This window comes from Rickettsia endosymbiont of Proechinophthirus fluctus (genome assembly GCF_001602635.1).
GTDB lineage: Bacteria > Pseudomonadota > Alphaproteobacteria > Rickettsiales > Rickettsiaceae > Rickettsia > Rickettsia rickettsii.
In genome coordinates, this window is sequence record NZ_LECS01000001.1 from 23,313 (window position 1) to 45,096 (window position 21,784).

Consider the following 21,784-nt stretch of genomic DNA (forward strand, 5'->3'; position numbering starts at 1 on the left):
CCTGCCATAAAAAACCTCTATTAATTTATATTAATATCAAACATAGTTGACAATATTGAATTCGGTGCTTCACTATTCACAAAATGTACGTAACCATTATTATTTTCAAGGGCATTAACTGCTATCTTAATTAATGCTTCTTCGATGAAATTATTACTATCATCTAACATTGATTTCAACAAGTTAATATCTCGTATTTTTATATTATACGGAAACGTCTCGGATACCTGTAATATCTCATATGGCAATATTAAATGTTCTGCACTTAATGCAGAAGCAATTGTTGCTAACGTTAAGTTAACATTTAATAAATGCGTTTTCTCCTGATCGTCGCTCGCAAACGGTGCTATCACGGGTATAATATTATTATCTGCAAAATTTAATAAAATTTCTGGATTAATCATAATAGGCTCGCTTAAAAAACCAATATTTATAACATCATGATTTACAATTTTTCGGTAAGATAGTTTTGATTTTTTTGCTTGCAGTAAATTAGCATCCTTACCTGAAATACCAACTGCATAACAACCTATACTACTTAACTTTGTTACTATAAGCTTGTTAACGTAACTGGATAAAATTTCCATAATAATAGGATTATTTAGAGAACTATAGTCGCTTATTTTACTAATTTTTTGACTAAAATTTTCATCTATTTGTGATATTAAAGACGAACTTCGTAAATCAATATGATCATGTACTATATATATTTTAGCACCACACATCTCAAGCAATCTAACAGATTCAATAAAAGCCGTAAATAATTTATCGTCAATAATAATAGTAGCAGGTAATTTTAGAACTATTGCTTGATTCTTCAACTCACTACTACACTTTATTATATTCTTAATTATAGCAATGTTATTTAATGAAGAAATACTATCTACCTCTTTATTTTTGAAGTTTGATGCATTTTGCCAAACTAGCTTTAAGTTCTCTTGCACCTTCTTTACTCCTATTGCTTACATACATAACATTACATGAGTAGTTTAAAGTTGCAAGCAAATTCTGTGCTTCATCGTGAAGGTTTTTATGATCCGTAACTTTATCGGATTTTGTGAAAATAATTTGAAATTCTCTTTTATTTGCAAGTAATAGATCAGCTACTTTCTTATCATTTTCTTTTATACCCCTTCTTGAATCAATCAATAAGTTAACTAACCTTAAATTATAACTATTTCGTAAATAATAACTAATTAACACTCCCCACTGCTCTTTGACTGATATAGGAACATTAGCAAAACCATAACCGGGAAGGTCAACTATAATAAGTTTATCTGCAAGGTTAAAGAAATTGATTTGCCTAGTACGCCCTGCAGTATTAGAAACTTTAGCAAGATTTTTATTATTACATATCGTGTTTATTAGGCTTGATTTGCCGACATTTGACTTACCGACAAAAGCAATTTCCGGTAATGAAAAATTGGGGATTTGATTTATATTCATAGCACCGGCTACAAATTTAGCTTGATGACGAAAAAGCTTACTGCCATCAGTGGATTTTGTAGGCACTATTTTCTGAGTAGTCATAATTTGGTTTCGTATAGGAATGGCATCAGCAGACTTCAATAACGCTATAAGTGAGCTAGCATGACATTAAAAAATATGGTAGCGGGGGCTGGATTTGAACCAACGACCTTCAGGTTATGAGCCTGACGAGCTACCGAGCTGCTCCACCCCGCAATAATTGAGAATTGACGATTTATCTGTGTTATATTTTGTTGTTAGTGTCATTCTTGTGTAAATACCGAGTAGTCGTAGACTGCACGGCAACCCAGAAAAAATAATAAAAAAATTCTATAAATCAAAATTGTTTACTGGATTGCTTCGTCAATTGCTATGCAATTTCCTTGCAATGACTATTTGTTATCCACAAACAAAGCCTAGCTAGCTTCTTTCTTACTACCAAAAGAAAGACCTGAGAATCTTTTATTGAAATCACTAACACTTTTGTTCGATTGATTTACTACATTTCCGGAATCTTTATTCCATGCCGGATGCTTTCTAAAATCAACATCCATTAAAATTTCACCTGTAGGATGAGTAGACATTGTTTCAAAGACATCGCTTCCTATTTTAATCAAAAACTTTTTATATTCTGGATGTATACCACTTTTCATAATGATTTTGCTGTTTTAGTCTGAATTATTTTTTTCTTAATAGCTCTAGCGTTACTTGATAAAACATTATCATCGGCTTTTAGAATATATGCATCAAAACCCCCGGCTTTTTCTACTGAACTAATACATCTAGCATTAACCGATAATCTATATTCCCCGGCTGTTATATCACTTGTAAACTTAACCGATCTTAGGTTAGGTTCAAAACGTCTTCTAGTTTTACGCTGAGAATGTGATACATTGTTGCCATATAAAACACCCACACCTGTGAGTTCGCACTTACGAGACATAAGCTAAATACCTTAAAACTTATAAATATACTTCAAGTAAATGAAGAGTCATATACGAAGATCAACTTCAAAAAGAACTAAGAGTTCACACGCCGAGGAGCGGAGCGTATACTTAATACGTGAGCACCGCAGATCTTGTAGAACGACGTAGCCAATTTTGAAGTTCATCCAGTATATACAATAGGTAAAGAATATAACACAATACTCCCCTAGTGTCAAGAGATAATTATTTTGTAGCTAAGTATTAGCTAATGCTTGATTTGTATTAAATAACAGAGTTTTATATAAAAATATAAATTAATTAAACTATTATAAATCTATGCTTATTAATGGGAAGCCAGTGCAAGGTAATATCACCGGACTAATTAAAAAATTAGGCGAGTTGCTTTCAAGTTTTCCTGAATATATTAGTAATCTTACTCCAAAACCATTAAGTACAAAGGAGCAAATTGATTATAATCAAGCAGCTTTTTGTATAATGAAGGATTAAATTATATAGCAAAGATAATCATCTTGTTGCTCTTAAACAACTACAACAAGCTGAACAAATTGCTATAGGTCAAACTGACAGTAATTTTCTTTCCTACTTTCCTATATTAATACTATGATAGGACGTAGCTATCAACAGCTAGGACTGTTTGATAATGCTATTCAACAATTTCAAGATAGCATAGAGAATTCTTTTGAAGCAAAGCAATATTATAATGTCGAAAATTCATACAAAGCATTAGTCACTGCATATCAACCACAAGGAACATTAGCCAAGCTAAAGAATTAATGACAAGATTAGCTTTAGGAGCTATTTATAACACTCAAAACCGTAAAGAAAATTCAATAGCTCAGTATGCATATGCTTACTCATTACAGCAAGGTATAGTTGATTATGAAGCTGTTCGTGTGGAACAGCATAAAGTTGGTTTTTCTGATAAAGAAAAGATAGGCACTGATCACATTCAACAATGCGTTGCTGTAATTTTACATGATCCATTAGCTAAAAAAACTGCATTAGCCCATGTTGACAGGTTTACTGATGCTGGTGCTTTAACACATGATATAATAAGCAACTTTCCTCCTAATACTCAATTAGAAGCTTATTTAGTAGGAGGGCGTGATAGATCTGCAGTATCAATTTCGGTATCAGATGGTAATATTCGTAAAGTAACACAAGAATTAACTAACCACTTTAACGTAAATATAAAATCTGCAGATATAGAAGACAAGGGAGCCCCATTAGGAATTATATTTGATCCAATAACAGGTAATTGTTCGGATAGAGAGGATAAAACAACCGCTGCTAGAAAAGTACATTTAAGTATAGGAAGTAATACTCCTGTACTTTATAAAGCTTTTGATTGCACTAAACATAAAAATATACCTAATCGCTCTTTAAATGAAATCCAACAAAAACATATTATTCAGCAATATTTATTAGGATCTAATCAAAATCCTAATTCTATGGACACATGGCAATCTAATCAAATATCAAGACCACTTACTAAAGTAGCAGAGGAAATTCAAAAAACTAATCCAAAATTAATAAAAAATGTAGTAACTAAAAATATTAGTAATCGAGTTCACGAATTGAATCTCAAGGATCAAGAACAAACAAAAATTGTAAATAATTTAATAGCTAAAACTGATTATTTATTATCTAACAATTTAAATCCGTTGGAAAGTGTACGTTCAGAAATTAATAAAACATTAGCACTTACTCATTCTACCTACCAACAAGATAGTAATATTAAAAAATCCTGGATACAAAAAATGAACCAAAATTCAACTTAACAAGTGATAAGATATTAAAAAAATATAAGTACTAAGACAAAAATAGCTGCACCTAGCTATACTCTTCCCAATAAAAATATTGCTTTACACAAAAATAATCAACAAAGTAAATAAACTATGCAAATTGAAATTAACTCACAAGAATATAAAATTTTTGATATAAATGATGACTTAATAATTTATACTAAAGATTTAAATGAAGAGATTGCCTGTAGTTTCTTTTCCGTAAAATTAAATAAAATAGCATTAGCTAGAAATATTAATTCACAACAGTTAGAGCAATTAATTACTGACTTTAATCAGAATGAATTGATAGAACAAGCTTTAATAAAAGTACGAATAATTGGAGGTAATGATTCGCCTGAATCATCTAAATATTTGGAAGATATTCGTACTACTTTAAATGGTATTGATAATAATACTAATATGATTAATATAATAGGTTTAGATGCATGTAAAAATATACATCCCAATTCTTTTGAATTAGATGGCTATCACGGGGGAGTTAGAATTTTAGATTAATTGTAGAATATTAAATTGATACTATTAGAAGAGAAAATAGCTGAGATGTGGGGCGTCACTAATAGCAATATTTATCTTTATGGTCCATTTAGTAAAGAAATAAAGATAGGTACGATGTATTTATACGTGAAATAGGCACAAGACAAGCCTAACATAGTACCGATAACGATTATACGGAATTTTGCAGGACTAAAAATTAAAATAACTATTCCAAGAATAATTACTATTTTTATTATATCATCTGTCGTATAAGAGCTAGAATTTATAGCATAAACATTTAGATTTATACCTAGAAATATTATTATACATAATAAGTTCTTAAACATTTTATACCTCTATAGGCCCAGTAGTTAATCCATTTATAAATTGTTTTAAATAAGGATTATCACTATTACGCATGTCATCTTTACTACCGTACCATTTAATTTTTCCTTGATAAATCATCGCTACTTCTTTAGCTATTTTTGCGGCACTAATCATATCATGAGTTATAGTAATCGTAGTTGCCTCTAACTCTTCTTGGATTTTTATAATTAATTCGTTGATAACATTTGCCATGATAGGATCAAGCCCTGTGGTCGGTTCATCAAGAAATAAAATCGACGGTGTACTACAAATAGCCCTAGCAAGGGCTACTCTTTTTTGCATTCCTCCCGATAATTCGGCAGGGTAAAGCTCGAGTATTCTAGGAGATAAACCAACGGCATTAAGCTTTGCACCGGCAAGGTCGTTTTTCTCTTTCTTAGATAATTTTTTAGTCTCGAAAGTAATATTATCACGTATATTTAAGGAGTCAAATAATGCTCCGCCTTGGAATAAAAAACCTATACCATCCATAATCTCAAATTTTTGTTTACTTGAGATATCTTGGATTTCTACATTATCAATAAAAATTTTACCTTTATCAGGTTTAATCAATCCTACTATATTTTTAATTAGAACTGATTTGCCACTACCGGAACCACCTAAAATCACTAATGAACTGCCCTTTTTTACATCTAAATCTATTCCGTCTAACACCTTATGATTAGCAAATGATTTATATAATGACCGAATTTTAATTTTAAATTCTTCTACACTCATGCATACCCCAAATAAACAAAAAAACTGTATACTCGTTTAATTTGGAAAACAACTAGCTCTTTTCCAAATTAAACGAGTATACTATACTTTAAAAAATAATTCGGTTATTAAATAATTACTGATTAAGATAAGGATAGAAGAATTCACTACTGCCGAGGTAGTTGCTCTTCCAACTCCCTTAGCCCCTTTACCTGAATAATAGCCGCTATAGCAACTTATTATAGAAATAATAAACCCAAAAACTCCCGCTTTAACAAGACCGGAAATTACGTCAATCGGTTCTAAATACTGAAAAGTACTGGTTAAATAAGCTGCACTATTAAAATCAAGTTTATATACCCCTACCAAATAACCGCCCATAACACCAATTATATCCCCGATGAAAACAAGACAAGGCATTGTAATAATAGCTGTTATTACTCTTGGAAAAACTAAATATTTAATAGGATCGGCAGATAAAGTATATAAAGCATCTACCTGCTCCGTTACTCTCATTGTGGCTATTTCGGCGGCGATTGATGCCCCAACTCTTCCCGCTACCATTAGTCCAGCTAAAACAGGTCCAAGCTCTCTAGTCAGCGACAATACTACTACCGTTGCAATAGAGCTTTCAGCTGAGAAACGGGAAAAACCGATATAGCTCTGTAATGCAAGTACCGCCCCTGAGAAAAAAGTCGTCATTGCAACAACCGGAAGCGAGTGAAACCCGATAAATAATAATTGTCTGATGATTAAACTCAAATATAAAGGCGGTCTTATGATACTGCTAACGGCAGCAAAGCTAAATAGAGAAAAACTACCTACACTTTGTGCAAACTTTACAGTACATTTACCGACCGAATTAGCTATATTGAATAACATTTGTATTTTTTCTATTTAATTTAAGTACGCTATGTCATTTCTGCACAAGCAGGAACCCAGTAACCTCTAATGTCATCCCGCAACTTGATCACGGAATCCAGTCTTTTTTAATGTTTTTCTGGATACCGTGGTCAAGCCATAGTATGACACAGATATCTACCCGATATACTTTCTTTTATATCTACTACCAAGGTTAGTTAATATCTCATACCCGATAGTACCTATAATACTCGCTATTTTATTGGGTGTGCAATAATTTCCGATAATTTCCGCTTCCTGCCCTAGAAAAATCTCGGATGGTGGTAGATCGGTAACATCGATATTTATTAAATCCATTGATACTCGCCCTACTATAGGAACGCTGCGACTGTTAATAAATACTTCGCCTTGATTGCTAAAATTACGACTAAACCCATCAGCATAACCAAGCGGTAACGTTGCAATGACACTATCACGCTTAGTTGTAAAAGTCATATTATAACCGATATGGCTATCTAGTGTCAAATGCTGTAAGTGAATTATAGGAGCTTTTAAGGTTACTGGATTCTTTGTTAAGGGATTAAGACCATATAAGGCGGCCCCTGGTCTTGCTAAATCAAAATGGTAATCCTGTCCTAAAAATATGCCGCCGGAATTAGCAAGGCTTGCTTTGACGTTTGGGAAATATTGTAAATAAGCTTTAAATCTGTTTAATTGTTCTAGATTATAAGGATTATCTATTTCCTCGGATATAGCTAGATGGCTTATAATATATTGTAAATCTAGCCCTTTTAACAAATCACGATCATTAATGAGCTGCTCTATCTCATCAGAGCTTAAGCCAAAACGATTAATCCCCGTATTGAAATGTAAATAACAAGACAATAATCGGTTTTTCAAATTACTAAATTTTTGCCAAATTTCTATTTGTTTTAAGTTATTTAGAACAGGTGTTAAATTATATTCTATCAGCTCTAAAGCATCATGTTCAAAAACGCCGTTAAGAACTAAAATATTAACATCTAATCCTAAAGCATTGCGTAAATTCACTCCTTCTTCACTTGAGGCCACAAAAAAATGCCTACAATTTTCTTCTATTAAAGCTTTAGAAATTTGTACTGCTCCAAGACCATAACCGTTAGCTTTAACGGCAGCACCGACTAATGAGGTTTTGCAAACATCTTGTAATAAAAGGTAATTATTTTTTATTGTAGATAGATTTATTTCTACAGTACACAAGCTCATAGTATATTTATTAACTTTTTTACGATGATAGACAATACGGGTATTATATGAAATTTTGTAGATAAGTCACTTGTTTCTAGTATCCGTGATAAAAATATTGTCTAATAGACCTCTTGCATAACTTGCTGCTAAAAGTAATTTGTACGTCAATCCAGTACTCGCATCCTCACGTGTACTAAAGTGTACGCTGCGGTGCTGCGTTCCGTGTTTCCTACAAATTCCTCTTTATTAGCTTCGTTCTCCAAGAGGTCTATTATCGAATTTTTAGAACCAGCCGGCAGAAAGCACTGCATGAGTTATAAAAGCACTCACCGACAAAGCCGAATGTTCTTTTAAAAATCTTGCTGCTTTTACGATTGTTTCTCCACTATCTATAATATCATCAATTAATATGCAATTTTTGCCCTCTACACTACTTGTTATAATTATTCGATTTGCGCTCCCGCTTTTTTTGCTGCACCTACTAGCAAAAACAACTCAATTAAGCGATCATTAACGGGTTTTGATGTGGATTGTACTATGATTATATCTTCATTATGAAACGATTTTTGAATTTCTACTTTTATTTCGGAATCATTGAAATAGGTAATTTTCGGCTCAATATATTTAATATATAATGCTATAGCTAAATGCGTTGCAAGTAACTTATTACTACTACCTGCTAAGATTTTCATGTGAGTGATTTATGTTGTTTAACGCTATTAGCGAGCGGGCTTTGTTGCGTGGATATCTAATCGTCATTGCGAGCATTCGTAGACTGCGTGGCAATCTCATGCAATAATAACAAACTCTTGAGATTGCTTCGTCAATTGCTATGCACTTTCCTCGCAATGCCGACGAGGTGTCTACGCAACAATACCTCCTCACAATGATGATTTAAGATGACAGTGAAATAAGCTTAAGAACGACTTTCTAATTTTTGTATTAGTGCCTTAAAGCCTTGATTTTTTAAAGTATCGGTAAACTCGTCTTGTTGAGCTCCAATAAGACTTACACCTTCCGTAATTATATCAGAAACTTTAAAAACGTCTTTTCCGTTTCCTTTCATTTCACGTACAAGATATTCTACTTTAATAGGGTCTTGCTCTTTATTACTAATGATATTCATAGCAACCATAAAATCGGTTGAGCTTAAAGGACGAACTCCTACTATTTTAGGCTGTTTGCCTTTATAATCTTTTATTAAATCAGTATAAGATTTAGTAACATATTTAGAGTAAACTTTGATGAATTCCTGAACCTGCCCACCTGATAAAGTTTTTATCCCATTTCTGCCTAATGTATATTTAGCCATCCAATCAAAATCTAGGTTCTGAGACATTAACTCACGTGCTTTAGCAATTTTTACTCGCTCAGATAACTTACTATCGTTTAATATACTAGAAGCTTCATTTACTAAATTAGTAACGTAACTGTTCAAACCGGCAGGCACTTTTTCATTAGAATAAGCGTAAAACGTCATAACTAATAAAAATAAACCTGTAATAATTTTTTGCATATAATCCTCTTTAATTTCATTAATTCTTGGGTTTAGGACATTTAAAATTTTCAGGATATTGAACCGATGCTTCACGAACACGATGTAATGCTGATCTAATAGCCACATAAGGATCGGTAGAATTCTTCATCACATAATCACTAAACGGTAATACAACATATCGATCGTTTATTTTACTAACTGCTAGTACTCCTAAGTCAAAATCATTATGAGTGTAGTACATTAATGGATTAAAAGCATAATTAGTAATTACCGAATCCGTCATATCTCTTGCGTTAGTACTACCGATTATCGGCAATACTAAATAAGGACCTGGGGCAACTCCATAATGTGCTAGGGTACTACCAAAAGTTTGACGATCAGACGGCAAACCTACTTTACCTGCCACGTCAAATAAACCGCCTATGCCAAGCGTCGTGTTAATGAGAAATCGCCAAACGCTTTTCATAGTTTTATCGTAATTTAACTGAAGCCCGTAATTTACCGCCGTAAGCGGTGTATCGACATTACTGACGAAACTATTAATGCGTGCTTTTACGTAATCATTCGTGATGTTCTTATAACCTATCGCTAAAGGACGCAATATTATATAATCTAACACAGAATTAAATACAAACACTTTACGGTTGAATTTTTCATATGGATCATAAACTTCTATGCAACCGTTTTCATTGCTTCCACCATTATAGTTATATATTTCATTATCAACATATTCAAGATCAGCTCTTATCGATAATGAACATAAAATAATGGATAATATAATTAATATTCTCATTGATTTATGCTGTTTTCTTACAAACAATAATACTATATTTATTGCTTTCCGCTAGTATTATTTCTTCCGAAGTTAATATAGTAAAATTATTTTTTTGTAAAAAATTATTTATTTCATTCAAGTTAAAAATAAATTCTTTGCGTTTTACTGAAAATTGTGTCTTCGTCGCATTCGGTAAACAAAGGGCAAAATACCCTTGTTTATTAAGCGATGAGTATATTAAATTAAAATATTCTATTAAATTGTTAGTAAACGATAATCCGCAAAAACTAAAAATAATATCAAATTTATTAGAGTTTTGTTTTAAAAATTCATTGATAGCAATATTATATATTTGATCGTAAATTTTAGTGTTCGGGTAATATGTTTCTTGTAACTTATTCATTAAAGCAGAAACTTCTACACCGGTTAAAGTAAAATGTTCCGGAAAACGTTTTTGTATTTCATAACCTACAAGTCCTATATTACTTCCAAGTTCCAAAATAGAGTAATTATCCGGTAAATCAGATACCTGCTTAAGTGCTTCATTAACAAACCTATACGGAAGATGGATATTTTTATCGTTATTAAAAATAATAGGATAATATTGTGCAGTTAAATCACGATATTTTCCACAAATTTCTTGAGGTATTTCAGTAATATCCTTATAATTTTTCAAAAAATTTATAAATATAGGTTTATATTTTTCATTAGATTTTTCTAAATATTCTATAGCTTGCCTGTAATTATTTTTTAAAAAATAAACCCACCCGAGTTGAGAATATACTTTAGAATCATTAGGATTAAAAAATTTATCGACTAGTTTAAACCTAAGTAATGCATCATTTAAATTACCTCTATATAAATGATCGAGTCCAAGTTGATAATTAGTTTCGGTTAAATGAGAGAATTTATATTTACAATCACTTATATAATTTTTAAATTCTAAAATTTTATTCTTAATAAAATTCGGTACATTTATTATAGTTAAGCAATAATGTTTGATTTTGTCTTTTATTTTACCGAGCATAGTTTAATTACTCAATTAATATTACTTACTATAATAAAGCATATCTTGATAAATTTTTAAATAAAATAATAATTTTACTTGTGAATTAATGGTATTGAAGCTAGGATGTACATGTTATTGTACATCAGTAGGTAGCTCATGAACTCAATTAGCGGCACTTCATTTAGAAAAAACTTAAGCTCTGTACTAAATACCGTAGAAAACGATCATGTCCCTTATCTTATTAAAAGAAAGAATCATAAGAATATTATTCTTTTAACCGAAGAAGAATATGAATCTACAAAAGAAACATTATATTTATAATCTAATCTTGCTAATGCGAATCGAATAAAAAAATCTATCGAACAAGCAAAAAGAGGCGAGTTTGTTAAAGTTAATTTAGATGATTGAGATTGAGTAGACACTAGAAGCAGTGGAGGATTGAGCGTATTGGAAAAAATACGATATTAAAAAAATATGAACGTGTTAAACTTCTAATAAAAAATATCCAAGAAGCACCGGTTACAGGTATAGGTAAGCCTGAACCTTTAAAACATATATTATCAGGTTTATGGTCACGTAGAATTAACCACGAACATAGACTAATATATTCTGTCAATACTAAACAAATTATAATATATAATTGTAGATTTCATTATAAGAATTAATATTTATTTCTTGAAATTACCGATTTTAATATAGCTTTCATTTAATACGGACTCAAATTATGTCAATTATTTCTACGAGGCTAAGTTCTATAAAACCGTCGCCGACCCTTGCAGTTGTTAAAAAAACTTTTGAACTTAAAAAAGCGGGAGTTGATATTATCACACTCGGTGCCGGTGAGCCTGATTTTGATACACCTAACAATATTAAGGAAGCGGCGATTAAAGCGATTAAAGACGGCTTTACTAAATATACTAACGTTGAGGGTATGCCTCTTTTAAAGCAAGCAATAAAAGACAAATTCAAACGTGAAAATAATATAAATTACGAACTTGATGAAATAATAGTAAGCACCGGCGGTAAGCAAGTTATATATAATTTGTTTATGGCATCTTTAGACCAAGGGGATGAGGTAATTATTCCAGCACCCTATTGGGTTTCATATCCTGATATGGTTGCACTTAGCACAGGAACACCTGTTTTTGTAAATTGTGGAATTGAAAATAACTTTAAATTAAGTGCAGAAGCTTTAGAACATTCAATTACGGATAAAACTAAGTGGCTTATTATTAACTCACCTAGTAATCCAACAGGTGCAAGCTATAATTCTGAAGAACTAGAAAATATTGCTAAAGTTTTAAGAAAATATTCACATGTAAACGTAATGTCCGATGATATTTACGAGCATATTACTTTTGATGATTTTAAATTTTATACATTAGCCCAAATAGCACCTGATTTAAAAAAGAGAATATTTACCGTAAACGGAGTATCTAAAGCTTATTCTATGACGGGTTGGCGTATAGGATACGGTGCAGGCTCTAAAGCTTTGATTAAAGCAATGACTATTATTCAGTCGCAAAGTACTTCAAACCCTTGTTCAATAAGTCAAATGGCTGCTATTGAAGCATTAAACGGTCCTCAAGATTATATAAAGCCTAATGCTTTAAATTGTCAAAAAAAGCGTGATCTTGCTTTATCAATTTTGAAAAGAGTAAAATATTTTGAATGCTATAAGCCGGAAGGGGCATTTTACTTATTTGTTAAATGCGATAAAATATTTGGGCATAAAACTAAATTAGGAACAATTATTGCAAATAGTAATGATCTTGCCGAATATTTACTTGAAGAAGCAAAAGTTGCCGTAGTACCTGGTATCGCTTTCGGCTTAGAGGGATATTTTAGAATCTCTTATGCTACTTCTATGGAAGAGCTAGAAAAAGCTTGTATTAGAATTGAGAGAACAATCGATGTCATTCCTGCTTAAAGCTTTGCATGGATACCAAATCGTCATTGCGAGCAGCCATAGGCTGTGTGACAATCTCGTCCAATATCCTGAGATTGCTTCGTCACTTACTTCGTAATTTCCTCGCAATGACGGAAAAGTTTAAAAGCCACCTAAACCAACAAAAAAATAATGCGGAAAGTTTTTAAAAAATTTTTAAAAAATAATAAATATGCACTTAGTATAATTACTATTTTACTATATTGGTATTTGCGTTTTGTTTACTTTACTTCAAAGCAGAAATTTATATTTTACGATAACGGCAATAAGGAAAAATTCCTAAACGAACAAGGGGTAATCTTTGCATTTTGGCATAATATGCTTGCCTTAAGTCCGTCTATGTTTATAGGACATAGAAATATCTATGCTTTAATATCACCGCATTTAGACGGAAAAATTTTAAACGATCTAGTAGGAAAATTCGGTTGCAGAGTGATAGTAGGTTCCACTAATAAAAATCCAATTGGAGCTTTACGTAATATTATAGGTAAATTATCTCAAGGTGCAAATATAATAGTCACGCCGGACGGTCCTAAAGGACCGGTATATAAAGTAAATAGCGGTATTACCGAAATTGCCTATAGATATAACACAAAACTTATTACTATAGTCAGCTCCACTTCTAGATGTTTCAGATTAAAAAGTTGGGATAAATTAATAATACCCCTACCGTTTGGTACCATTAAAATCATAGTTGGCTCGCCTTTAGAACTCACAAATGATAAAATACAAAACCATATAAGCCTTGAAAAACAATTAGCAAGCTTAACAGAAAGTTTAAAGAAATGATGTTATTATATTATGCTTTAAGCTTTATATTATTACCTGTTTATTTTATCATAATTCTTATACGTGTATTAATAGGTAAAGAAGATATAAGACGCATCCAAGAGCGTTTTGCTATTGGCAAACACAGACAAGACTATTCATTAGACTTCGTGCAAACGTCCGCTAATAAAGAGGAATTTAAAGGAGCCACTTCACTGCGAACCACAGCGTATACACTAATACGTGAGGATGGAGGGTTAGGATCGACGTATAAATTACCTTTAGAAGCAAGTTATGCACGAAGGCTGATATGGATTAATGCAGCAAGCATTGGCGAGTCTATGGTAGCTTTAACATTAATACATAATATAAGTAAACGTTACCCTGACGTTCGTTTTCTAGTAACTTCTTGGACTAACAGCTCCGCTAAAATATTAACTGCCAAATTACCTAAAATAGCAGTTCACCAATTTTTACCGATAGATAATATTATTTTTACTCGAAAATTTTTAAGAAATTGGCAACCTGATTTAGGCATTTTTATAGAATCGGAATTATGGCCGTGTATTATTAATGAGGGAGCAAAGCAGTGTAAATTACTACTAGTTAATGCTCGTATTTCTGATAAATCGTTTAAAGCTTGGCTACAAAGAAAAAGCTTTTTTCAGCTTATTCTCAAAAATTGCAGTAAAATTATCGTGCAAAGCGAACGTGACTTACAAAAATTCAATGAACTTGGCGTATCAGATGCAGTGAATTTAGGCAATATTAAATTTGCCAACGCAAAACTTCCGGTTAATCAAGAAGAGTTATCAAAATTAAGCTTACATTTAGACAATAAGCGAGTCGTGCTATTTTCCAGCACTCACCCCGAAGATGAAGAGGTGATTTTGCCTATAATCAAAAACCTAAAAGAGCAGTTTTTAGACTGCTATATTATCTTAATTCCAAGACATCCTGAGCGAGTTAAATCAATTATCGATAATTGTAAGTCACACAATTTATCAGCTACCGCTAAGTCGCAAAATGATTTACCTGTTTTAAGCGATGATCTTTATATAGTTGATAGGTTCGGTGAAATGGGACTATTTTTTTCTGTAGCTACAATTTCTTTTATCGGCGGTTCTTTTAAACAAGGCGGGCATAATATTTTAGAAGCAGCATATTTCTCTAATTGTATTATATTCGGTCCCGATATGAGCAAAAACACCGATATCGCTAAAGGCGTACTGCAAAATGAAGCAGCTATCCAAATCAAAAACGGTGAAGATTTACTAACTAAACTAACATATCTACTCAGGTCTAATAATGCTCTAGAACTTACAGCTTATCGCGAAAATGCTTTAAAATTTATTAAGGACAACCAAAAAGTCCTAGATGAATATTTAAAAGTAATTACGAAGTTTCTTTGATGGAATTTAATTAAAAACTCTTATTCTCCTAAAAGCTCTATAGTAAATTCAGGATCTACATGACTGATTTCTATACTTCCGTTATTTTCTAGTATTTTCTTATTCAAATACCTATAATACCCACTACTTATAGGCAAAGAACATAATTCACCTTTATAAACGGTTAAGGCCGGATACCATTGGTTATGAAAAATTATAGGTGGGTTTGGCAACGATAACTTATTTAATTTTCTGTCTCTACCGTAATGTATCTTTAAAAAAGCAGGATCTACTTTAGGCATGTTTGCCCCATTAGAATATTTTAAAATTAGCGAAATATCAAAAGTTTCTCCTATATCTTCTGTAGTATCAGGGACAATCTCATGCTTCTAAATTCTTTAATCTTAACTATACGCTTGTTATTTAATCTTAATGTTAAGAAAGCTTCAATTGTCTCTTCCAACATAATACCACACTTATAACCGTTTTCGGTTTTAAATGCTTTTTGAACAACTTTACGCTTAGTAGGTTTAGAAAATATAAATTTTTCCTTACCGGTACTATTAAAAATCACTTCCTGGACCGACGACTTCTATTGTACCGATTGTCACTTTATAAGCGTTTGAAAGGATTTTAGCTCCAATCTTTGCACTATCTACCAGTTTTTTTCCGTATATTTTAGCCTTTTCTCTTTTAGAGGTAGGAGTATTAGGGGGAGTTTGCTCTAAAGGATCTACACGATTAGTTGTCATCGACTGAGTGGGAGTACTCGTATTACCTCGAGACGAAGGATGCTTTGTTATATAAGTTATTTTACTTTCGGCATCAGTACCGAGTACTGCTATTTGTCCACTTTCTATCTTATAGGCGTATAATTTTACTTCCTGTGACGGTAACTTTTACTGCCCCTTCTACTGCTTTATAACATGCATAACCAGCACATACTATAATAACTTCAAGCAATTCAGCATTATTATCACTATAATTAGCTTGTCTCCTACGATGCTCTTCGGCAGCATAAATTTGTGCAGCATATTCCTCTTTTGTCCTTGACATAAAATGCTCTTCATTTAAACTAATAATAACAATTATTGTAAGATTTTCTATGATTAAGTCAATATAAATCTTTTATTATAAAGTAAAAAACCGAAAATTATTTATTAATAGATAGTTGATTGTAGTTAGAAAGATATTATAAATACGAGTTTAGAATAAGCACTTATCCTAAATTCGCCTTTGGTTGCTTTGAAAAGGTGTGAGTGAGTATTCACAAGTTTTTTACTGTCACCTAGTTCAATTGACCACGGGAAGGTATTATTGCGTGGATAGAAAAACGTATTCGGTGTCATACCGTGGTTAAACCACGGTATTCATAAAAATAACTAGTATTAGGTGTTTTTATATTTTTACTGGATCCCGCGATCCAAGTCGCGGGATGACAGGATAGAATTGTGTCTGCACAACAACGTATGCTCGCAATGACGATTTGGTATCCACGCGGGAATGACATTGAAGCTATGAAACAAGCCCATTAACCTTGCGTAATGGCAGCTACTTCATCGGCAAAGTTTTTTTCTTCCTGTTCTATACCTTCACCAAGTTCGTATCTAATAAATTTGGCAATTTTAATTTCTGCACCGAGTTCTTTTTCAGCATTTTTAATTACTTCCGCAACGGTAAGTTTAGGTTCAAATAAGAAATTTTGCTGAAGTAATACAACTTCCGAGAAGAATTTACGTATTCTACCTTCTACCATTTTTGCTATAATATTATCAGGTTTTCCTTCTTCTTTAGATTTTTCAAAAAATACTTTTCTCTCACGCTCTACGAGTGCTTGATCCAAGCTTGAATCATCTATACTTTGCGGGTTATTTCCTGCTACATGAACAGCAATTTGTTTAGCTAAAGCTTCTAGTTTTGCTTTATCTTTTGCGTTAGATGCAAGACCTACTAATACGGAAATTTTTCCTAAATTCGGTACAACTTCATTATGCACGTACGAACCGATTGCTCCTTCAGATATCTCTAATATATCCATACGACGTAATGTTAAATTTTCACCGATTGTAGCGATATTTTCTATAATTTCTTCTTCAACTGATTTACCGCTTTGCATTTTAAATGTCTTTAGCGTGTCTATAGTTTTTGCAATTACTGCAAGATTTGCAATATCCTTAACTAGATCCTGAAACTGCTCATTTCTAGCAACAAAATCCGTTTCGGAATTTACTTCAATTACCACTCCGGTAAGCCCATCAACTTTTGCAGCCGTTAAACCTTCAGAAGCAATGCGTCCGGCTTTCTTTGCAGCAGCAGCTAAACCTTTCTTACGAAGAAAATCAATAGCTTCTTCAAAATTACCGCTGGTTTCTATTAATGCTTTTTTGCAATCCATCATACCTGCACCGGTTTTTTCTCTTAATTCTTTAACTGCTACAGCACTTATATTTATTTCACTCATAGCTTACTTTCTCCTTAATTATTATATTTGGCTTGGGTTGTAGCTCGAAGAACGACCCCGGTGTCACCCCGTGACTTGCTCCTAGGGTCTATAAAAACAATTTAAAATACTAATATTATTAGTATTTTTAAGCTGGATCCTGCGATCAAGTCGCGGGATGACAATGGGAAATCCAATCCATGCAACAACACTTATGCATTATCAGAATTTTTATTTTCATCGGCATCATTTAATGCTTGCTCAAATTCTGTATTTGTCTCTTCATCAATATTTTTCGTTTTAGAGAATTTGTTAGCTTGTTTTAATTTAGAAACATTTTTAGAAGTTAACCCCTTATCTGTATGCTCTTGCATAGCACCCATATCAACTCCTGAAGCTTTCATTGATTCTTCAAGTCCTTGTAATGCCGCATCTGCAAATAAACTACAATAAAGTCTTATTGATCTTATAGAATCATCATTACCCGGAATCGGATAATCTACATTATCAGGATTAGAATTAGTATCAACTACTGCAACTATAGGAACATTAAGCTTTACCGCTTCATTAATTGCGATATGCTCTTTATTAGTGTCAATAACTACTAGAAGATCAGGTTTAGAATTAAGATTTCTAATACCGGCAAGAGATAGAAGTAATTTATCTTTCTTACGGCTCATATCGAGTATCTCTTTCTTAGTATAACCCATAAGTGCTTCTTCGTTTTCTAAGGTTTTGTCTAACTTATTTAGCTTTTCTATTGAACCCGCAATAGTTTTCCAGTTAGTTAGCATACCACCAAGCCATCTATGATTTACGTAATACTGCCCGCATTTTTCGGCATATTCCGCTATAATATCACTTGCCTGTATTTTAGTACTTACAAATAATATTTTACCGTCTTTTTTTACAGTTTCATATATTGCATTCAAAGCAACGCTCATTAAAGCGACACTTTGTCTTAAATCGATTATATGAACATCATCACGTTCACCATATATATAAGATGCCATTTTAGGATTCCAGCGTGAGGTCTTGTGACCGAAATGCACGCCCGCATCTAATAATGCTTTAATGTTAACAGATGGTATTTTTGACATTTTTAAATTCTCCTAATTGTTAGTTTATACCTCCGTAAGATGTCCATTCTAATGAACTAACATATATCTTACGTGTGAATTTTTTGCTTAAGTTTTGGATAATCGTCATTGCGAGCAGCCGTAGACTGCGTAACAATCTCATCAAATACCCTGTGAGATTGCTTCGTCAATTATTACATAATTTCCTCGCAATGACGACTTACAAGCCCATAAATTATATACGCATATTGCGTAATTTACAAGCTTTTATTCTTTTCGCCAAATAGTAGTACCATCAGGTTGATCTTCTAGAATTATTTTTTCCTCTAATAACTGGTTACGAATTTGATCGGCTAATAACCAATTTTTTTGTTTTTTTGCTTCCAAACGCTTATTTACAAGCTCATTTATATAGAGTTCATCCACACCACTATTAAACCACTCGTGTGGAGTCTTATTCATTAAACCAATAAAATTAGCACAAGTAATAATAGCAGAGGCGTTAAGCTGCCTTTCTTCTTTAGTTTTAGAAATAAAAACACCTTTAGCGTAGTCATTAATGATTTTAACGGCAAGCGGCGTATTCATATCATCAAGTAAGCTTTGCATGAAATCATGAGGTAAATCTATTTTCTGCACATTAATATTTTCTATAGCTCTATACCAATAATCTAAAGTTTTCTTAGCATCTTCTATAGCTTTATCATTATAATCAAGAGGACGCCTATAGTGACTACTTAATAAAAATAACCTTACTACTTCTCCTTGAATTTGTTTATCCATTAAATCCCTTACAGTAATAAAATTACCAAGAGATTTACTCATTTTCTCACCGTTAACCGTTAGAAACCCATTATGTACCCAATATTTAGCATAGGTAGAACTTGGAAAAGCACATCTACTTTGAGCAATCTCATTGGTATGATGCGGAAAGATTAAATCTGCTCCGCCGCCGTGAATATCAAAATTCTCACCTAAATATTTGTAGCTCATGGCTGAACATTCAATATGCCATCCAGGACGACCAAGTCCCCAGGGGCTTTCAAAATTCATATTTGCTGATTCATTTTGCTTTGCCGGTTTCCATAATACAAAATCTTGTGGATTTTTTTTGGTTTTACTATTTTCTACATGCACTCCCTCAAACATTTCTTCTAAATTTCGGTTAGATAATTCCGTATAATTTGGTGCTGATAAAACATTAAAATAAACATGATTATCAGCAATATATGCGTGATCTTTTGCTATTAAGCGTTCTATTATTGTGATCATTACATCAATATGCTTTGTAGCTTTCGGCTCAATACTAGGTAGCATACAACCTAAATATGCCATATTTTTATGAAACTCTTTCGTAACTTTATCAGTCAACTCATCAATAGTAACACCAAGTAGTGCAGCTCTATCGATAATTTTATCGTCAACATCCGTAATGTTACGTACATATTTTACTGCCTTCTCACCAAATATTTTTATAACTATACGATAAAGTAAATCATATACTACTCCCGACCTACTATTGCCTATATGAGGATTATAATAAACAGTCGGTCCACATACATACATTTTTACGTTAGCTTGATCTTGAGGATTAAAAACCTCTTTAGTACGACTAAGAGTGTTATATAAGCGAAATTGAATTTGCATATTTTATATTTACCAAAAACTGAAGTACATTTCTTTCAAAATCAGTATTACATACTCCTTTTGAAAAAAGTTTAAAATTCGGAGTATACATTAGCTTGTGATATATTAAACACATTTTGGCTAAAAAATTCATTGGTTAACAAAAATTAGTAATTAATAGTTCACATAAGTTAACAAAAATTATATGATTCGCCTCGTTTGTATTGAAAAAATAATAACTAATCGAGGTTTGAATGAATTTACAAAATTCCCACTCAAAAAAATATGTTTTAACTTTTTTCATGTCAACATGTTTGTTGACTAGTAGCTTTTTAAGTACAAGTGCTAAAGCGGCAAGCTTTAAAGATTTAGTGAGTAAAACCCCGGCATGGGAAAAGCACAATTCAACACAGCAACAAAATATTTGGAAAGATTTGACTCCAACTGAAAAAATCAAAAAATGGCAAGAAGCAGCTTTAGTTCCTAGTTTTACTCAAGCACAAAATGATCTAGGAATAAAGTATAAGGAAACAGATTTATCAAGTTTTTTAGATAATACTAGACATAAAGCAAGACAAACAAGAGCTGAAATTTTATTATACATCGCAAGAATAAAACAACAGGATTTTGATACAAAAAAACAAGAATATATTAATCAAGGTGTAGTTCCTACAGATATAGAAGCAGCAACAAATCTTGGAATAAGTTATGACCCTAGCAAAATAGACCATAATGTAGAACACGATCAAAAGGTACGTCGTGCAGAAAAAGACAAAAAAGCAGTAATCGAACTATATATCAGTTCAATAAACAGAGATATTAAATACAAACATTATGTTGATAATGATATTATCCCTGAAATGCAAGAAGTAAGGACTGCTCTTAACATGAATAAAGATGATGCACAATCTTTTGTTGCTTCAATAAGAACTGAAATTATGGAAAACGCAAAGGGACAATATATAGCCGATAGCCATATTCCTACAGAAAAAGAGTTAAAACAGAAGTTTGGTATATCTCGTGATGATAATAGAGACGGCTATATTAAGTCAATAAGACTTAAAGTTATGGAAAACGCAAAGGGACAATATATAGCCGATAGCCATATTCCTACAGAAAAAGAGCTAGAGCAGAAATTTGGTGTTGATAAAGGTGAGGCAACAAATTATATCGCATCAATAGCAACTCAGATGATGCTTGATAAAAAATCGTACTATATAGATAATAATATTATCCCTAACACTGACGAATTAATGAATGAATTTAATATAGGACCAGTAAAAGCAACTTCTTATATAAACCAAATAATAGCCGGAATAGAAGCAAACCAGTTTCTAAACAACAATAATACTACTAAACCATCTACCGGATGCTCTCAAAAAA

At 32.2% G+C, this 21,784-nt stretch carries 26 protein-coding genes, 1 tRNA gene and 3 pseudogenes; 8 read left to right on the forward strand and 22 right to left on the reverse strand.

Features of this window, described 5'->3' with window-relative positions; genetic code table 11:
* Positions 1-20: 20 nt before the first annotated feature.
* The 5 genes from BG75_RS00080 to rpmB form a co-directional block, all read right to left on the reverse strand.
* Complete coding sequence (locus BG75_RS00080; protein WP_062810991.1) at positions 21-944, reverse strand: acetylglutamate kinase; 924 nt, start codon at positions 942-944, stop codon at positions 21-23.
* Positions 892-1,530, reverse strand: a complete 639-nt coding sequence (gene yihA, locus BG75_RS00085) for a ribosome biogenesis GTP-binding protein YihA/YsxC (RefSeq protein ID WP_062810992.1) — start codon at positions 1,528-1,530, stop codon at positions 892-894. The genes BG75_RS00080 and yihA overlap by 53 nt, the downstream gene beginning before the upstream one ends.
* A 76-nt stretch (positions 1,531-1,606) precedes the next feature.
* Positions 1,607-1,683: transfer RNA gene (locus BG75_RS00090), tRNA-Met, on the reverse strand.
* A 200-nt stretch (positions 1,684-1,883) separates the two neighbouring features.
* A complete protein-coding gene (gene rpmE, locus BG75_RS00095; protein WP_062810993.1) occupies positions 1,884-2,120 on the reverse strand; it encodes a 50S ribosomal protein L31 in 237 nt (78 codons plus the stop codon).
* On the reverse strand, positions 2,117-2,410 hold the full coding sequence (rpmB, locus tag BG75_RS00100) for a 50S ribosomal protein L28 (RefSeq protein WP_004996729.1): 294 nt from the start codon (positions 2,408-2,410) through the stop codon (positions 2,117-2,119). The genes rpmE and rpmB overlap by 4 nt, the downstream gene beginning before the upstream one ends.
* A gap of 777 nt (positions 2,411-3,187) precedes the next feature.
* On the opposite strand from rpmB, the pseudogene BG75_RS00105 reads away from it, so the two are divergent.
* Both BG75_RS00105 and BG75_RS00120 read left to right on the forward strand, forming a co-directional pair.
* A pseudogene (locus BG75_RS00105) lies at positions 3,188-3,679 on the forward strand (hypothetical protein); the annotation flags it as partial.
* An 825-nt stretch (positions 3,680-4,504) separates the two neighbouring features.
* Positions 4,505-4,717 (forward strand): hypothetical protein, encoded by a 213-nt coding sequence (locus tag BG75_RS00120; RefSeq protein WP_062811149.1) that lies wholly within the window; start codon positions 4,505-4,507, stop codon positions 4,715-4,717.
* Between the two features lie 77 nt (positions 4,718-4,794).
* Here the strand turns inward: BG75_RS00120 and BG75_RS00125 are convergent, their stop codons facing one another.
* From BG75_RS00125 to BG75_RS00160, 10 genes and pseudogenes are all read right to left on the reverse strand, one after another.
* Positions 4,795-5,043, reverse strand: coding sequence for a DUF5510 family protein (locus tag BG75_RS00125; protein ID WP_004996738.1), 249 nt, complete (start codon positions 5,041-5,043; stop codon positions 4,795-4,797).
* Position 5,044: 1 nt separating this feature from the next.
* Complete coding sequence (locus tag BG75_RS00130) at positions 5,045-5,800, reverse strand: ABC transporter ATP-binding protein (RefSeq protein WP_062810994.1); 756 nt, start codon at positions 5,798-5,800, stop codon at positions 5,045-5,047.
* Positions 5,801-5,881: 81 nt separating this feature from the next.
* Positions 5,882-6,661, reverse strand: a complete 780-nt coding sequence (locus BG75_RS00135; RefSeq protein WP_062810995.1) for an MlaE family ABC transporter permease — start codon at positions 6,659-6,661, stop codon at positions 5,882-5,884.
* A 156-nt stretch (positions 6,662-6,817) separates the two neighbouring features.
* A complete protein-coding gene (locus BG75_RS00140; RefSeq protein WP_062810996.1) occupies positions 6,818-7,885 on the reverse strand; it encodes an alanine racemase in 1,068 nt (355 codons plus the stop codon).
* A 66-nt stretch (positions 7,886-7,951) separates the two neighbouring features.
* Positions 7,952-8,178: pseudogene (locus tag BG75_RS08020) on the reverse strand (palindromic element RPE1 domain-containing protein).
* Positions 8,150-8,314 (reverse strand): phosphoribosyltransferase family protein, encoded by a 165-nt coding sequence (locus BG75_RS08025; protein WP_156468956.1) that lies wholly within the window; start codon positions 8,312-8,314, stop codon positions 8,150-8,152. Before BG75_RS08025 ends, BG75_RS08020 begins: the two are co-directional and overlap by 29 nt.
* Entirely contained in the window at positions 8,311-8,559 is a 249-nt protein-coding gene (locus tag BG75_RS08030; RefSeq protein WP_156468951.1) for a ribose-phosphate pyrophosphokinase-like domain-containing protein, read from the reverse strand. The genes BG75_RS08025 and BG75_RS08030 overlap by 4 nt, the downstream gene beginning before the upstream one ends.
* A 224-nt stretch (positions 8,560-8,783) precedes the next feature.
* Positions 8,784-9,383, reverse strand: a complete 600-nt coding sequence (locus tag BG75_RS00150; protein WP_004996745.1) for a phospholipid-binding protein MlaC — start codon at positions 9,381-9,383, stop codon at positions 8,784-8,786.
* 19 nt (positions 9,384-9,402) lie between these two features.
* The gene (locus BG75_RS00155; RefSeq protein ID WP_062811150.1) at positions 9,403-10,158 is read right to left on the reverse strand and encodes a VacJ family lipoprotein; all 756 of its coding nucleotides are present in this window, start codon (positions 10,156-10,158) and stop codon (positions 9,403-9,405) included.
* Between the two features lie 4 nt (positions 10,159-10,162).
* Complete coding sequence (locus BG75_RS00160; protein ID WP_062810997.1) at positions 10,163-11,167, reverse strand: methyltransferase domain-containing protein; 1,005 nt, start codon at positions 11,165-11,167, stop codon at positions 10,163-10,165.
* Between the two features lie 138 nt (positions 11,168-11,305).
* Here BG75_RS00160 and BG75_RS00165 point away from each other — a divergent pair, with 138 nt between their 5' ends.
* From BG75_RS00165 to waaA, 5 genes are all read left to right on the forward strand, one after another.
* A complete protein-coding gene (locus BG75_RS00165; RefSeq protein WP_012150344.1) occupies positions 11,306-11,470 on the forward strand; it encodes a type II toxin-antitoxin system Phd/YefM family antitoxin in 165 nt (54 codons plus the stop codon).
* A gap of 206 nt (positions 11,471-11,676) precedes the next feature.
* Positions 11,677-11,814: a Txe/YoeB family addiction module toxin gene (locus BG75_RS10775; RefSeq protein WP_252903562.1), complete on the forward strand. Its 138-nt coding sequence runs from the start codon at positions 11,677-11,679 to the stop codon at positions 11,812-11,814.
* A gap of 59 nt (positions 11,815-11,873) precedes the next feature.
* Positions 11,874-13,079, forward strand: coding sequence for a pyridoxal phosphate-dependent aminotransferase (locus BG75_RS00170; RefSeq protein WP_062810998.1), 1,206 nt, complete (start codon positions 11,874-11,876; stop codon positions 13,077-13,079).
* Positions 13,080-13,229: 150 nt separating this feature from the next.
* The gene (locus BG75_RS00175) at positions 13,230-13,886 is read left to right on the forward strand and encodes a lysophospholipid acyltransferase family protein (protein WP_062810999.1); all 657 of its coding nucleotides are present in this window, start codon (positions 13,230-13,232) and stop codon (positions 13,884-13,886) included.
* The gene (gene waaA, locus BG75_RS00180) at positions 13,883-15,277 is read left to right on the forward strand and encodes a lipid IV(A) 3-deoxy-D-manno-octulosonic acid transferase (protein ID WP_062811000.1); all 1,395 of its coding nucleotides are present in this window, start codon (positions 13,883-13,885) and stop codon (positions 15,275-15,277) included. The genes BG75_RS00175 and waaA overlap by 4 nt, the downstream gene beginning before the upstream one ends.
* Before the next feature lie 20 nt (positions 15,278-15,297).
* Here the strand turns inward: waaA and BG75_RS09170 are convergent, their stop codons facing one another.
* The 7 genes from BG75_RS09170 to cysS all read right to left on the reverse strand — a co-directional run bounded on the left by BG75_RS09170 (position 15,298) and on the right by cysS (position 20,422).
* A complete protein-coding gene (locus BG75_RS09170; protein ID WP_062811001.1) occupies positions 15,298-15,558 on the reverse strand; it encodes a Sca4 family protein in 261 nt (86 codons plus the stop codon).
* Between the two features lie 50 nt (positions 15,559-15,608).
* A complete protein-coding gene (locus BG75_RS09175) occupies positions 15,609-15,830 on the reverse strand; it encodes a hypothetical protein (protein WP_062811002.1) in 222 nt (73 codons plus the stop codon).
* Positions 15,820-16,008 (reverse strand): hypothetical protein, encoded by a 189-nt coding sequence (locus tag BG75_RS09180; RefSeq protein ID WP_252903531.1) that lies wholly within the window; start codon positions 16,006-16,008, stop codon positions 15,820-15,822. Before BG75_RS09180 ends, BG75_RS09175 begins: the two co-directional genes overlap by 11 nt.
* A gap of 109 nt (positions 16,009-16,117) precedes the next feature.
* Complete coding sequence (locus BG75_RS09185) at positions 16,118-16,312, reverse strand: hypothetical protein (RefSeq protein ID WP_252903532.1); 195 nt, start codon at positions 16,310-16,312, stop codon at positions 16,118-16,120.
* Positions 16,313-16,787: 475 nt separating this feature from the next.
* Positions 16,788-17,717, reverse strand: coding sequence for a translation elongation factor Ts (gene tsf / locus BG75_RS00200; RefSeq protein WP_062811003.1), 930 nt, complete (start codon positions 17,715-17,717; stop codon positions 16,788-16,790).
* Between the two features lie 191 nt (positions 17,718-17,908).
* Positions 17,909-18,796, reverse strand: coding sequence for a 30S ribosomal protein S2 (rpsB, locus tag BG75_RS00205; RefSeq protein ID WP_062811004.1), 888 nt, complete (start codon positions 18,794-18,796; stop codon positions 17,909-17,911).
* A 246-nt stretch (positions 18,797-19,042) separates the two neighbouring features.
* A complete protein-coding gene (gene cysS, locus BG75_RS00210; protein WP_062811005.1) occupies positions 19,043-20,422 on the reverse strand; it encodes a cysteine--tRNA ligase in 1,380 nt (459 codons plus the stop codon).
* Positions 20,423-20,655: 233 nt separating this feature from the next.
* Here cysS and BG75_RS09190 point away from each other — a divergent pair.
* A pseudogene (locus BG75_RS09190) lies at positions 20,656-21,784 on the forward strand (autotransporter outer membrane beta-barrel domain-containing protein); the annotation flags it as partial.

Coding starts and splice junctions, on each gene's coding strand:
- yihA (WP_062810992.1), bottom strand. CDS start 1,530: ATGACTACTCAGAAAATAGTGCCTACAAAATCCACTGATGGCAGTAAG.
- rpmE (WP_062810993.1), bottom strand. CDS start 2,120: ATGAAAAGTGGTATACATCCAGAATATAAAAAGTTTTTGATTAAAATA.
- rpmB (WP_004996729.1), bottom strand. CDS start 2,410: ATGTCTCGTAAGTGCGAACTCACAGGTGTGGGTGTTTTATATGGCAAC.
- BG75_RS00125 (WP_004996738.1), bottom strand. CDS start 5,043: ATGTTTAAGAACTTATTATGTATAATAATATTTCTAGGTATAAATCTA.
- BG75_RS00130 (WP_062810994.1), bottom strand. CDS start 5,800: ATGAGTGTAGAAGAATTTAAAATTAAAATTCGGTCATTATATAAATCA.
- BG75_RS00135 (WP_062810995.1), bottom strand. CDS start 6,661: ATGTTATTCAATATAGCTAATTCGGTCGGTAAATGTACTGTAAAGTTT.
- BG75_RS00140 (WP_062810996.1), bottom strand. CDS start 7,885: ATGAGCTTGTGTACTGTAGAAATAAATCTATCTACAATAAAAAATAAT.
- BG75_RS08030 (WP_156468951.1), bottom strand. CDS start 8,559: ATGAAAATCTTAGCAGGTAGTAGTAATAAGTTACTTGCAACGCATTTA.
- BG75_RS00150 (WP_004996745.1), bottom strand. CDS start 9,383: ATGCAAAAAATTATTACAGGTTTATTTTTATTAGTTATGACGTTTTAC.
- BG75_RS00155 (WP_062811150.1), bottom strand. CDS start 10,158: ATGAGAATATTAATTATATTATCCATTATTTTATGTTCATTATCGATA.
- BG75_RS00160 (WP_062810997.1), bottom strand. CDS start 11,167: ATGCTCGGTAAAATAAAAGACAAAATCAAACATTATTGCTTAACTATA.
- BG75_RS00165 (WP_012150344.1), top strand. CDS start 11,306: ATGAACTCAATTAGCGGCACTTCATTTAGAAAAAACTTAAGCTCTGTA.
- BG75_RS00170 (WP_062810998.1), top strand. CDS start 11,874: ATGTCAATTATTTCTACGAGGCTAAGTTCTATAAAACCGTCGCCGACC.
- BG75_RS00175 (WP_062810999.1), top strand. CDS start 13,230: ATGCGGAAAGTTTTTAAAAAATTTTTAAAAAATAATAAATATGCACTT.
- waaA (WP_062811000.1), top strand. CDS start 13,883: ATGATGTTATTATATTATGCTTTAAGCTTTATATTATTACCTGTTTAT.
- BG75_RS09170 (WP_062811001.1), bottom strand. CDS start 15,558: ATGCCTAAAGTAGATCCTGCTTTTTTAAAGATACATTACGGTAGAGAC.
- BG75_RS09180 (WP_252903531.1), bottom strand. CDS start 16,008: ATGACAACTAATCGTGTAGATCCTTTAGAGCAAACTCCCCCTAATACT.
- BG75_RS09185 (WP_252903532.1), bottom strand. CDS start 16,312: ATGTCAAGGACAAAAGAGGAATATGCTGCACAAATTTATGCTGCCGAA.
- tsf (WP_062811003.1), bottom strand. CDS start 17,717: ATGAGTGAAATAAATATAAGTGCTGTAGCAGTTAAAGAATTAAGAGAA.
- rpsB (WP_062811004.1), bottom strand. CDS start 18,796: ATGTCAAAAATACCATCTGTTAACATTAAAGCATTATTAGATGCGGGC.
- cysS (WP_062811005.1), bottom strand. CDS start 20,422: ATGCAAATTCAATTTCGCTTATATAACACTCTTAGTCGTACTAAAGAG.